The organism is Mycobacterium sp. NGS48 (genome assembly GCF_059812585.1).
This window is the reverse complement of the sequence record NZ_JCALCY010000002.1, coordinates 119,551-132,012: the sequence shown is the minus strand read 5'-3', so window position 1 is coordinate 132,012 and position 12,462 is coordinate 119,551. Positions and strand designations below refer to the sequence as shown.

General features: G+C 66.1%; 11 protein-coding genes. 5 read left to right on the top strand and 6 right to left on the bottom strand.

The genetic code is table 11. The annotated features are described in order from the left end of the window. The first annotated feature begins 73 nt into the window (after positions 1-73). From AC5Y42_RS04295 to AC5Y42_RS04275, 5 genes are all read left to right on the top strand, one after another. Positions 74-805: a lytic transglycosylase domain-containing protein gene (locus AC5Y42_RS04295; RefSeq protein WP_499896071.1), complete on the top strand. Its 732-nt coding sequence runs from the start codon at positions 74-76 to the stop codon at positions 803-805. A gap of 117 nt (positions 806-922) precedes the next feature. Beyond that, positions 923-2,212, top strand: coding sequence for a phosphopyruvate hydratase (eno, locus tag AC5Y42_RS04290; protein WP_499896070.1), 1,290 nt, complete (start codon positions 923-925; stop codon positions 2,210-2,212). 9 nt (positions 2,213-2,221) lie between these two features. Further along, positions 2,222-2,851, top strand: a complete 630-nt coding sequence (locus AC5Y42_RS04285; protein WP_499896068.1) for an FtsB family cell division protein — start codon at positions 2,222-2,224, stop codon at positions 2,849-2,851. Then, positions 2,844-3,335 carry a DUF501 domain-containing protein gene (locus AC5Y42_RS04280; RefSeq protein ID WP_499896066.1) on the top strand — a complete coding sequence of 164 codons (492 nt, stop codon included), beginning with the start codon at positions 2,844-2,846 and terminating at the stop codon, positions 3,333-3,335. The genes AC5Y42_RS04285 and AC5Y42_RS04280 overlap by 8 nt, the downstream gene beginning before the upstream one ends. Further along, positions 3,326-4,255 carry a Ppx/GppA phosphatase family protein gene (locus AC5Y42_RS04275; RefSeq protein ID WP_499896065.1) on the top strand — a complete coding sequence of 310 codons (930 nt, stop codon included), beginning with the start codon at positions 3,326-3,328 and terminating at the stop codon, positions 4,253-4,255. The genes AC5Y42_RS04280 and AC5Y42_RS04275 overlap by 10 nt, the downstream gene beginning before the upstream one ends. A 60-nt stretch (positions 4,256-4,315) precedes the next feature. Here AC5Y42_RS04275 and AC5Y42_RS04270 read toward each other — a convergent pair whose 3' ends face one another. The 6 genes from AC5Y42_RS04270 to AC5Y42_RS04245 are packed head-to-tail and all read right to left on the bottom strand — an operon-like array spanning position 4,316 to position 12,267. After that, on the bottom strand, positions 4,316-4,996 hold the full coding sequence (locus AC5Y42_RS04270) for a response regulator (RefSeq protein ID WP_499896063.1): 681 nt from the start codon (positions 4,994-4,996) through the stop codon (positions 4,316-4,318). Further along, positions 4,993-7,530 (bottom strand): DUF4118 domain-containing protein, encoded by a 2,538-nt coding sequence (locus AC5Y42_RS04265; RefSeq protein WP_499896744.1) that lies wholly within the window; start codon positions 7,528-7,530, stop codon positions 4,993-4,995. The genes AC5Y42_RS04270 and AC5Y42_RS04265 overlap by 4 nt, the downstream gene beginning before the upstream one ends. Beyond that, positions 7,520-8,398 carry a potassium-transporting ATPase subunit C gene (locus AC5Y42_RS04260; RefSeq protein WP_499896062.1) on the bottom strand — a complete coding sequence of 293 codons (879 nt, stop codon included), beginning with the start codon at positions 8,396-8,398 and terminating at the stop codon, positions 7,520-7,522. Before AC5Y42_RS04260 ends, AC5Y42_RS04265 begins: the two co-directional genes overlap by 11 nt. A 2-nt stretch (positions 8,399-8,400) precedes the next feature. Continuing rightward, complete coding sequence (gene kdpB / locus AC5Y42_RS04255; protein ID WP_499896061.1) at positions 8,401-10,506, bottom strand: potassium-transporting ATPase subunit KdpB; 2,106 nt, start codon at positions 10,504-10,506, stop codon at positions 8,401-8,403. A 1-nt stretch (position 10,507) separates the two neighbouring features. Further along, a complete protein-coding gene (gene kdpA / locus AC5Y42_RS04250) occupies positions 10,508-12,178 on the bottom strand; it encodes a potassium-transporting ATPase subunit KdpA (RefSeq protein WP_499896060.1) in 1,671 nt (556 codons plus the stop codon). Further along, entirely contained in the window at positions 12,178-12,267 is a 90-nt protein-coding gene (locus tag AC5Y42_RS04245; RefSeq protein ID WP_499896058.1) for a potassium-transporting ATPase subunit F, read from the bottom strand. The genes kdpA and AC5Y42_RS04245 overlap by 1 nt, the downstream gene beginning before the upstream one ends. Between the last annotated feature and the right edge of the window lie 195 nt (positions 12,268-12,462).

The window sequence follows — 12,462 nt, the reverse complement described above, 5'->3', positions numbered from 1 at the left end:
GGCCGCGGCGACGCGGCGACCTAGTCGCGTCCCGTGGGACCATGGCTGGGAAAGACGGTGTTAGGGGAGTGCTGTGTCGCCGGTGCGTTGGCTACGGGCGGTCGCTGTCGTGGGGGCGACCGCTCTGCTCCTGGCCTCCAGCTGCACCTGGCAGCTGGGCACGCCCATCCCCAAGGGCGTGCCGCCCCCGGCCGGGGACCCGGTGCCATCGGTCGACACTCACGCCAAGGGGCGGCCCGCCGACCAGCTCTACGACTGGGCGGCCGAGCGGGCTCCGAAGCTCGACATTCCGGTGATCGCGCTGGAGGCGTACGCCTATGCGGCGCGGGTCGCGGAGGTGGAAAACCCCAAATGCCATCTGTCGTGGACCACGTTGGCCGGGATCGGTGAAATCGAGAGCCATCACGGCACCTACCGGCGCGCGCGGGTGGCGCCCAACGGCGATGTGCACCCACCGATTCGCGGTGTGCGCCTCGACGGCAGCGGCGGCACTCTGCACATCGTCGACAGCGAGGCGGGGAATCTAGCCGACGACGACGGTGTGGTGCGGGCGATGGGCCCAATGCAGTTCATTCCGGAGACGTGGCGCCTCTACGGGGTGGACGCCAACAACGACGGAATCGTCAGCGTCGACAACATCGACGACGCCGCGCTGTCGGCCGCCGGCTACTTATGCTGGCGTGGAAAGGATCTCGCTACACCCCGGGGGTGGATCACCGCACTGCGGGCCTACAACGATTCCGATCCGTATGCGCGCGCGGTGCGCGACTGGGCCACCGCCTATGCGGCAGGTCACCCGCTCTGAGCCAGGCTCAGCTACGCCTCGCGGCGATCGCAAACTCGGCGTAGCCGAGTGCAGCGGGTCGCCGCCACGCTCTAGGCTTAGACCCGGTCTGTCGCCTTTATCAGCAAGGAGAACCCAGTGCCCATTATTGAGCAGGTCGGGGCCCGCGAGATCCTCGATTCGCGCGGCAACCCAACTGTCGAGGTCGAGGTTGCGCTCATCGACGGGACATTTGCGCGGGCAGCGGTGCCCTCTGGTGCGTCCACCGGAGAACACGAGGCCGTCGAGCTGCGTGACGGCGGCGACCGGTACGGCGGCAAAGGTGTGAAGAAGGCCGTGCAGGCCGTCCTCGACGAAATCGCTCCGGCTGTCATCGGTCTGAACGCCGACGATCAGCGACTGGTTGACCAGGCGCTGGTGGACCTCGACGGCACCCCGGACAAGTCGCGGTTGGGCGCAAACTCGATCCTCGGCGTGTCGCTGGCCGTGGCCAAGGCCGCCGCCGATTCCGCCGAGCTACCGCTGTTCCGGTACGTCGGCGGTCCCAACGCCCACATCCTGCCGGTGCCGATGATGAACATCCTCAACGGCGGGGCGCACGCGGACACCGGTGTGGATATACAGGAGTTCATGGTGGCGCCCATCGGCGCCGCGAGTTTCTCCGAGGCGCTGCGCTGGGGCGCAGAGATCTACCACGCCCTCAAGGCCGAGTTGAAGAAGCAGGGCCTGAGTACCGGGTTGGGCGACGAGGGCGGCTTCGCTCCGGATGTACCGGGCACCAAGGCCGCGCTCGATGTCATCGGCCTGGCCATCGAATCCGCCGGCTTCAGGCTCGGCTCCGACGTGGCGTTGGCCCTCGACGCAGCGGCTACCGAGTTCTACACCGACGGCAGCGGCTATGCGTTCGAGAACAACACCCGCAGCGCCGATGAGATGGCTCAGTTCTACGCTGAGCTGCTTGACTCGTACCCGCTTGTGTCGATTGAAGATCCGCTCTCCGAAGACGATTGGGACGGTTGGGTTTCGCTGACCACAGCCATCGGTGACCGGGTGCAAATCGTGGGCGACGATCTCTTCGTCACCAATCCCGAACGGCTCGAAGAGGGAATCGAGCGGGGCGCGGCGAATGCGTTGCTGGTCAAGGTCAACCAAATTGGGACGCTGACCGAGACACTGGATGCGGTGGCGCTGGCCCACCACAGTGGCTACCGCACCATGATGAGCCATCGCAGCGGCGAGACCGAGGACACCACGATCGCCGATCTGGCGGTCGCCTCGAGTTGCGGCCAGATCAAGACCGGGGCACCCGCGCGCAGCGAGCGCGTCGCCAAGTACAACCAACTGCTGCGGATCGAAGAAGCGCTCGGCGACGCAGCCCGTTACGCCGGTGATCTCGCCTTCCCGCGATACGTGCTGGACGCCAGATAGCCGATCACGATGCCCGACGCGAAACGGCCCGATCCCAAGCGGCGCTCCCGAGCGCCGCGGCCGGGACGGGCCGGCGATTCGGCTCCGGGCCGCCCCCGCAAGTCGGCGACGGGCCGCCGGGCGTCGAACGGGTCACGTGCGCAACCTGAGCCGGTCGAACCGATCAGGCGCGCCATCGTCGCCTCGGCCGAGCAACGGTCCGAGCAGCGGCTGGGCCTGACCGCGCGGCGGGCGGCGATCTTGGCCGCCGTGGTCTGTGTACTGACGTTGACCATCGCCGGCCCGGTGCGCACCTATTTCGCGCAACGTACCGAGATGAAACAGCTGGCCGCATCCGAAGCCGCGTTACGCCGCCAAATCGCCACGCTCGAGGAGCAGAAAGGCAAGCTGGCTGATCCGGCCTACATCGCGGCGCAGGCGCGCGAGCGGCTGGGGTTCGTGATGCCCGGAGAGGTCCCCTATCAGGTGCAGCTTCCCCCGTCGGCGACGCTTCCCACCGAACCGGGGTCGGAGGCCGCGGCCCCGACGAGCAACGGACCCTGGTACACGTCGCTGTGGCATACCATCGCCGACACTCCGCACGGACCGCCGACGCCGGCGCCACCCGCGCCGCCGGAACCCGCGCCGGCCGGTGGTTGAGCGCGCGGACCTCGACGCGGTGGCGCGGCAACTCGGTCGTCAGCCGCGCGGGGTGCTCGAGGTCGCTTATCGCTGTCCCAACGGTGAGCCCGCCGTCGTGAAAACAGCACCGAAACTGCCGGATGGGACGCCGTTTCCGACGTTGTACTACTTGACGCATCCGGTGCTGACCGCTGCTGCGAGCCGGCTGGAGTCGTCAGGAATGATGCGTGAGATGACCGAACGGCTCAACCATGACCCCGATTTGGCCGCCGCCTACCGGCGCGCACACCAGTCCTATCTAGCGGAGCGGGATGCGATCGAGCCGTTGGGCACCACGTTCTCCGGCGGCGGTATGCCCGACCGGGTCAAATGCCTGCATGTGTTGATCGCGCACGCACTGGCCAAAGGCCGCGGACTGAACCCGTTGGGCGATCAGGCACTGGGGGTGCTGGCCGCCGAGCCGGCGATGGCCGGGATTCTCGACAAGGAGCAGTGGACGTGACGCGCGTCGCGGCAATCGACTGCGGTACCAACTCGATTCGTCTGCTGATCGCCGATCCGGTCGACGGTCATCTGCGCGACGTGCACCGCGAAATGCGCATTGTGCGGTTGGGGCAAGGTGTCGACGCGACAGGTGAATTCGCGCCGGATGCGTTGGCGCGCACCCGCGCCGCGCTTGTCGACTATGCCGCATTGTGCGCTGCCCGCGATGTCGACCGCATCCGGATGGTGGCCACCTCGGCGGCCCGGGACGTCGCCAATCGCGACATCTTCTTCGCGATGACGACCGACGTGCTCGGGGTGAGGGCCGAAGTGGTCACCGGCGCAGAAGAAGCCGAGTTGTCGTTCACCGGTGCGGTCGACGAATTGAACCCTGCCGAAGCACCTTTCGTGGTGGTCGACTTAGGGGGCGGCTCGACCGAGATCGTGCTCGGAGACGATGCCGTGGTGGCCAGCTTCTCGGCCGACATCGGCTGCGTGCGGGTCACCGAGCGCTGTCTGCACTCGGACCCGCCCACTCCGGACGAGGTGGCGGCTGCCCGCGAGCTGGTCCGTGACCGGCTCGACGAGGCGCTACGCGCCGTCCCCGTGCAGCGCGCCCATACCTGGGTGGGGGTGGCCGGAACGATGACGACACTGGCGGCCTTGGCCCAGGATATGACGGTGTATGACGCTGCGGCCATTCATCTTTCGCGCGTCGGCATCGGGCGGCTATTGCAGGTATGCGATGGGCTGATCGGCATGACGCGCGCGCAGCGCGCGGCGCTGGGGCCGATGCACGCGGGCCGCGCCGACGTGATCGGTGCCGGTGCGATCGTGGTGGAGGAGTTGGCATTGGCGTTGCGCGAACGCGCCGGCATACAGGAGTTGGTCGTCAGCGAACACGACATCTTGGACGGCATCGCGCTCTCACTGTGTTGACGGTGAACGTCGACGCCGCGCGTCGGCCCAACAACTCGACGTTGGGCCGTCCGCCGAAGTTCACGCCTCGAAGCGATAGCCCATGCCGGGTTCAGTCAGCAGGTGCTGCGGTCTGGACGGGTCGTCCTCGAGTTTTCGCCGCAGCTGCGCCAGATAGACACGCAGGTAATGTGTTTCGGTAGCGTATGCCGGGCCCCATACCTCTTTGAGGAGTTCTTCGCGGCCGACCAGCTTGCCCCGGTTGCGGACCAGCACCTCGAGCATGCCCCATTCGGTCGGCGTCAGGTGCACTTCAGTGCCGTTCTTGATGACCTTCTTCGCCGCCAAATCGACAGTGAACGCCGTAGTTTCGATGACCGGCTGATCGGTTTCGGACGCGGCGGCGTTGCGGCGCACCGCGGCGCGCAGCCGGGCGAGGAACTCGTCCATCCCGAACGGTTTGGTGACGTAATCGTCGGCGCCGGCGTCCAGCGCCTCGACCTTGTCCGACGAATCGGTGCGCGCGGAGAGCACGATGACCGGGGCGCTGAGCCAGCCCCGCAGTCCGGCCAGCACCTCGATGCCCGAGATGTCCGGCAGGCCCAGATCCAGGATCACCACTTCGGGACGGTGTTCGGCGGCCGCGCGCAACGCGCCGGCACCGGTGGAGGCGGTGATCACCTCATAACCCCGAACCGACAAGTTGATCTTCAGCGCGCGCAGGATGTGCGGCTCGTCGTCGATCACCAGTACTCGAGTCACTGGCGCCGCTCTCCGGGTGCCGCCAGTTCCACGACGACGGTCAGGCCACCGCCCGGAGTGTCGGTCGCTTGGATGGTGCCACCCATCGCCTCGACGAAACCGCGCGCCACCGACAACCCCAGCCCGACGCCGGTGGTGTTGTCGTGATCGCCCAACCGCTGAAACGCCGCAAAAAGGCCTTCCCCGCTGCCCGCCGGGACGCCCGGCCCCTCGTCGATGACATTGATCAACACGCGCTGGCCCACCTGGCCGGCATTGACGCGCACGACGCAATTGGGCGCGTAGCGCAGCGCGTTGTCGATCAGGTTGGCCAGCACCCGCTCCAGCAGCCCGGCATCGGCCATCACCTGTGTGCCGCCGACGTCGACTTTGACGCGGTCGATGCCGGACCGCAGGAACCCGGTAGCGCCCGTGCCGATACCGACCAGCGCCCGTTGCACGGTTTCCTCCAGATACACCCGGCGCAACTCAGGCCGAATCACCCCGGCGGCCAACCGCGACGAGTCGAGCAGGTTGCCCACCAATGCGGTGAGCTGGTCGATCGATTCCTCGATGGTGGCCAGTAATTCGGCGGTGTCCTCGGGAGAGAAGTCGACATCACCGGCGCGCAGGCTCGACACCGCGGCCTTGGCCCCTGCCAGCGGAGTGCGCAGGTCGTGGCTGACCGCCGACAACAGCGATCTCCGCAACTCATCTGCTTGCTCGATCGCCGCGGCCCGGCCGGCCTCCAACGTCAATTCGCGCTGCCGTATCAGGCCCGCGGCCTGTGTGGCCACCGCCGAAAGCACCCGGCGGTCGCGGGCGGCCAGCTTCCTGCCGGCCATCAGCATCCAGAATTCGTTGTCGCCGACCTCGATTGCAGTGTCGGCGGAATCCGCTGTGCTACACGGGTTCATACCCACCGAGGCAATGACGCTGCTGTCGGTTCGTACCATGCTCACGGCGCGCTGTGAGTAGGTTTCCCGTACCCGTTCGAGAAGTGTTTCCAGGTCGGCGCCGCCCAGCACCGATCCCGCGAACAGCGTCAGCAGCTCTGCCTCCTGGGATGCGCGGCCGGCTTCGCGGGCCCGTTTGGCCGCGCCGTCGACCAGAACCGCGATCGCAACGGCGATAACCAGCAGAACCAACTCGGTTACGGCCGCGTCGGGTTCGGCGATGGTGAAGCTGTGCCGCGGCGTCGTCAGGTAGTAGTTCAACAGCAGACCCGACAGCACCGCAGAAAGCGCAGCCGGGGCGACCCCGCCCAACAGGGCCACTACCAGCACGCCGACGAAGAACATCGCGCTTTCCCCGCTGGTGCCCAGGAAGGGGTCCAGCCAGGCCACGGTGACCGCGCAAATCGCCGACGGCACAACGATCGCCGCCAGCCATGATGCGGCTCGTCGCTGCCGAGGGGAGACCGCCGCCCGTCGAATGCCGAGTTTGGACTCCTCGTGGGTGACGATGTGCACGTCGATCTTGTCCGACAGCTGGATCACCCTGGCGCCGATGCCCTCTTCGACGATGCGCGCCCAGCGCGAGCGGCGCGACGTCCCGATCACCAGCTGAGTGGCGTTGAGCTGGCGGGCGAAATCCAGGAGCGCGGTGGGCACGTCGTCACCGGCGACGATGTGCATCGACGCGTCGAGGCTGATGGCCAGTTCACGGATCTTGCTGATCCGCGGGGCCGACGCGCCGGAGAGCCCGTCGCCGCGCAAGACGTGGACCACCAGCAGCTCGGCGGTGGACTTCGTTGCTATCCGCGATGCCCGCCGGACCAATGTTTCCGATTCGGGTCCGCCGGTGACCGCGACGACCACGCGTTCACGCGCCTCCCAGGTATCGGTGATCCTTTTGTCCGCACGGTATTTGGTCAACGCCGCATCGACTTGGTCGGCCAGCCACAGTAACGCCAGCTCTCGCAGCGCGGTGAGGTTTCCGCTGCGGAAGTAGTTGGACAGCGCCGCGTCGACCTTCTCCGGAGCATACACATTTCCATGAGATAGCCTGCGCCGCAGTGCTTCTGGTGCGACGTCGATCAATTCGACCTGGGAGGCTTGCCGCACCACCGAATCCGGTATCGTTTCCTGCTGGACGATTCCGGTGATCTGGGCGACGACATCGTTGAGGCTTTCCAGATGCTGAATGTTGACCGTGGAGATCACGGTGATGCCGGCATCGAGCAGCTCTTCGACATCCTGCCATCGCTTAAGGTTCTTGCTGCCGGGCGCGTTGGTATGCGCGAGCTCGTCGACCAGGACCACCTCCGGCTGTCTGGCCAGCACCGCCGGTACGTCGAGTTCGGGAAAGCGCTTGCCGCGGTAGTCGAGGAAACGGGGCGGGATCATCTCGATCCCCGCGATCAGTTCCGCGGTTTTTCGGCGGCCGTGCGCCTCGACCACTGCCCCCACCAGGTCGGTGCCGCGTTCCAGGCGCCGGTGCGCTTCGCCGAGCATCGCATACGTCTTACCGACACCCGGGGCCGCGCCGAGATAGATGCGCAGCTCCCCGCGTTTGCGACGGTGCTCGACACTCACCCAACCATCATCCACCAGGACCGGGGTACGACCGGTCCAGTGCGAGGTTGAGTCGCAGCACGTTGACCCGGGGCTCACCGAATATGCCGAGATCGCGGCCGCTGCTGTTGGCCCGAACCACATCGCGGATTCGGTCCGGGGCGACACGCCGAGCCGCAGCCACCCGAGCGATTTGAATCTCGGCGTAGGCCGGCGAGATGTCCGGGTCCAGACCGCTGCCACTTGCGGTGACCGCGTCGGCGGGCACTCGCGGATCGCCGGGTGCGACACCACGGACCGGCACAATCTGGCCGGCCGAGTAGTCCTGCCCGGCCTGTGCGCACTGCACGGGCACCCCGGCGTAGCTGGTCACGAATGGACGGGTCACGGTTGTGCACGGTTCGTTGACGCTGACAACTCGGGTGGGCCGGATGACATTGCCCCGCGCATTGCGTGGACCGACCACCGACAGGACGGCGCCGACACCGCCGGCCGTGCAGAACGGGCGCGATCCGTCCACCGCGTCCTGATCACCGATTGCCTTGCTGCGTGAGCACACCACGGTGAGCAGGCTCGGCCGCGTCGGCGTATCCACCACGTCTTCGGGTCCCAGATTGCTTGCACCGCTGTTCAACGTGTCGTAATCGTCACCGGCCGCCGAAGGCCGCGACTGAAAGTACTGTGGCAGCGGCCGACCGGCGGCGTCGGTGAACGACTGGCCGATCAGCGCGCTGCCAATCGGCTTTCCGTCGATCCGGATGATCGAGCCCTCTGCCTGCGGGCGCAGACCGGGACACTGCGCGACCAGCCAAACGAACAGCGGGTAGCCGATTCCCAGGATCACGGTGAAGACGAGCAGCGCTCGCAGCGCTGCCCAATGCTGGCGAACCACGGTCGAATTGCTCATTGTCAGGTCATCCCGGGAAGCAGTCGAACCACCAGGTCGATGATCTTGATACCGATGAACGGGGTCACAATTCCGCCCAGCCCGTAGATTGCGAGGTTGCGGCTCAACAGTTTTGATGCATGGCTCGGGGTATATCGCACTCCGCGTAGCGCCAGCGGAATCAGGCCGACGATCACCAGCGCGTTGAAGATCACCGCCGAGAGGATCGCCGACTCCGCGCTGTGCAACCGCATCACGTTGAGCAGGTCCAGGCCGGGGAAGAGCACCACAAACAGCGCCGGGATGACCGCGAAATACTTGGCGATGTCGTTGGCGATCGAAAACGTGGTGAGCGCACCGCGGGTGATGAGCAATTGCTTGCCGATCTCGACGATCTCGATCAGCTTGGTGGGGTCTGAGTCCAGGTCCACCATGTTGCCGGCTTCTTTGGCCGCACTGGTGCCGGTGTTCATCGCCACCCCGACGTCGGCCTGGGCCAACGCCGGAGCGTCGTTGGTGCCGTCGCCGGTCATCGCAACCAGTCGGCCGCCTTGCTGCTCACTCTTGATCAGTACCAGCTTGTCTTCCGGTGTGGCCTCGGCCAGAAAGTCGTCGACGCCGGCTTCGTCAGCAATCGCCCTGGCGGTCAATGGATTGTCGCCGGTGATCATCACGGTGCGAATGCCCATTCGGCGCATCGCGTCGAACCGGTCGCGCATGCCCTGCTTCACCACGTCTTTGAGGTAAATGACGCCAAGCACCCGCGCGGTGGCGCCGCCTACCTGGCCCACCACCAGCGGGGTTCCGCCGGCAGCCGAGATGCCGTCGACGACCTGCCCGACGTGCGCCGAAACCGTGCCGCCATGACCACGCACCCATTCCGCGACGGAACTGGCCGCACCCTTGCGCAGCTGCCGTCCGTTGGTGTCGACGCCCGACATCCGCGTCACCGCGGTGAATTCCACCCAGTTGGCGTTATCGAGCTCACCGGGCAACCGTGCCCGCAGCCCGTAGGCATCTTTGGCGTAGACGACGATCGAGCGGCCCTCCGGGGTTTCGTCAGCCAGGCTGGCCAACTGAGCGGCGTCGGCAAGTTCCTCGAAGGTCACACCGTCGACCGGGATGAACTCCGAGGCCTCTCGGTTGCCGAGCGTGATCGTTCCGGTCTTGTCCAATAGCAAGGTGTTGACGTCGCCGGCTGCCTCGACCGCGCGCCCGGACATCGCCAGCACGTTGCGCTGCACCAACCGGTCCATCCCGGCGATGCCGATGGCCGACAGCAACGCACCGATCGTGGTGGGGATCAGACACACCAGCAGCGCCACTAAAACGATTCCGGTGATGCCATTTTCGTCGAGGGCAGCGGTATCCGACACTCCGGGGTTATTGGTCTTCGAATAGATCGCCAGCGGCTGCAGGGTGGCCACCGCGAACACGAAGATGATCGTGACGGCGGCGAGCAGGATGTTCAACGCGATCTCACTGGGTGTCTTTTGCCGGTTGGCGCCTTCCACCAGCGCGATCATCCTGTCCACGAAGCTGTGACCGGGCTGTTGAGTGACCTTGACGACGATGCGGTCGGAGAGCACGGTGGTCCCGGCGGTCACCGCGGAGCGATCTCCACCGGACTCACGGATCACCGGCGCCGATTCGCCGGTGATGGCCGACTCGTCCACCGACGCAATGCCTTCCACGACGTCACCATCGCCGGGGATAACCTGGCCGGCTTCGACGACGACGACGTCGCCCTGTTGCAGCAGCACCGCGGGAATCTGCTCTTCGATACCGCCGGCGGCCGGTGACCAGTCGACCAGCCGGCGCGCCTGGGTTCCGGCTCTTGACTTGCGTAACGTGTCGGCCTGCGCCTTGCCGCGCCCTTCGGCCACCGCCTCGGCCAGGTTGGCGAATACCACCGTCAGCCACAACCAGACCACCACCAGCCAGCCGAACCAGCTCGGCTCGCCGATCGCCAGCACCGTTGACCACACGGCGCCGATCTCCACGACGAACATCACGGGGTTGCGCCACAGCGTGCGAGGATCGAGTTTGCGTAGCGCGCCGGGTAGCGACTTCAGCAGCATCTGCGGGTCGAGCAGCCCGCCCGCTGAATTTCTTGTCGGACTGCGCATTTCAGTGCAGCCCTTCGGCAAGGGGGCCAACGGCCAGTGCTGGCAGAAAGGTCAGCGCGACCAGGATGATCGTCACACCGACGACCAGTCCGACGAATTGCGGTTTGTGGGTGGGCAGGGTGCCGATCGACGCCGGCGTGGTGCCCTGACGAGCCAGCGAACCGGCCAGCGCAAGCACCACAATCATCGGCAGGAACCGTCCGATAAGCATCGCCAGACCGAGTGTGGTGTTGTACCAGACGGTGTCGGCAGCGAGTCCGGCGAACGCCGAACCGTTGTTGTTCGCCGCCGAGGTGAACGCATACAGCACTTCCGAAAGGCCGTGCGGTTCGGTGTTCGCCATGCCGGCGCGCTGGCCGGGCAGGGTTAGCGCGATCGCGGTGCCGAGCAGCACGATCAGCGGAGTAATCAGGAAATAGCCTGCTGCAAGCTTGATCTCGCGCGGCGTGATCTTCTTGCCCAAGTATTCCGGAGTTCGCCCGACCATCAGTCCGGCGACGAACACCGTGATCACGGCCAGGATGAGCATTCCGTACAGGCCGGAGCCGACGCCGCCGGGCGCCACCTCACCCAACTGCATGTTGAACAGCGGCACCATCCCACCCAGGCTGGTGTAAGAGTCGTGCGCGGAATCGACCGCGCCAGTCGATGTCAGGGTGGTCGTGCCGGCGTACACCGCGGAGTCGGCGACGCCGAAACGCTGCTCGACACCTTCTGTCGCGGCACCCACTGCGGTGGGGACGGTGCCGTGGTGTTGCAGCTGCAACAGCATCGCCAGGGTGAGGCTGGCCCCGGCGATGATCGCCATGACCGCGGCGATCGCGTAGCCCTGCTTGGTGTTGCCGACCAGGCGGCCGAAGGTGCGTGGCAACGAGAAGCTGATCATCGACAGCAGACAGATTTCGACCCAGTTCGTCCAGGTGGTCGGATTCTCGAAGGGATGCGACGAGTTGGCGTTGTAGAAGCCGCCGCCGTTGGTGCCGAGTGCCTTGATCACCTCTTGACTGGCCACCGGGCCGCCGGTGATGGTCTGCGGCGATCCGGCCAGCGTGGCGACCACCTGGTCGTGCAGATGGAAGTTCTGCACGACGCCGCCCGCGACGAGTACTACCGCGCCAATGATTGCGATCGGCAACAGGATGCGCAGCGTGCCGCGCACCAGATCCACCCAAAAATTGCCGAGTTCAGCGGCGTTCCGTCGAGCAAAGCCGCGAACGAACGCGATGGCGACCGCCATACCGACCGCAGCCGACACAAAGTTCTGAACCGCCAGACCGGACATCTGCACCAGATGCCCCTGCGTTGATTCGCCCGCATAGGCCTGCCAGTTCGTGTTGGTGACGAAACTTACTGCGGTGTTCCACGCCAGCGCCGGAGTCATGGTTGTCGCCGTGTTGAGAAGATGTAGCGGGAGCTTGCCTTGGACGAGTTGGAGGATGAAAAGGAACCCGAGGCTGACAGCCGAGAATGCCAGCAGGCTACGGGCATAGGTCGCCCAGCCTTGTTCGGTGGTCGGGTCGGCGCCGATCACCCGGTAGACGAACCGTTCTGCACGCGAATGGCTCTCGGAGCTGTAGACCCGATACATGTAGTCGCCGAGCGGCAGGTGGACTGCGACCAGCGCCATGATCAGCAGCGCGAGGAACAGCAGGCCGGCCGTTGCGCTATTCACTAGAACTTCTCCGGAAAGGCCAGGGCCGCAACGAGGAAAGCCGCAACGAGCACGGCAAGCACCAGGCCGACAGCGTTGGCGAAGCTCATCGGCCGTCGACCAGCTTCACGACCAGGCCGAGTAGGGCGAACACCGTGGCGCTCAACAGCAGGTAGAGCACAACAGACATGTCGTCTCCGTTCACCCAGCATCAATTCACCCTCGGTGACCAGGGCTGCAATGACGCTAACGCCGCGCCGCATCGAGCGACGGTGTCGTTGACGCTTTCTTTACGGGTGCAACCG

Bases quoted from the DNA above. Each gene is read 5' to 3' on its own strand.
- AC5Y42_RS04285 (WP_499896068.1), top strand. From the start codon at position 2,222: ATGCCCGACGCGAAACGGCCCGATCCCAAGCGGCGCTCCCGAGCGCCG.
- AC5Y42_RS04260 (WP_499896062.1), bottom strand. From the start codon at position 8,398: ATGAGCAATTCGACCGTGGTTCGCCAGCATTGGGCAGCGCTGCGAGCG.
- kdpB (WP_499896061.1), bottom strand. From the start codon at position 10,506: ATGCGCAGTCCGACAAGAAATTCAGCGGGCGGGCTGCTCGACCCGCAG.
- AC5Y42_RS04245 (WP_499896058.1), bottom strand. From the start codon at position 12,267: ATGAGCTTCGCCAACGCTGTCGGCCTGGTGCTTGCCGTGCTCGTTGCG.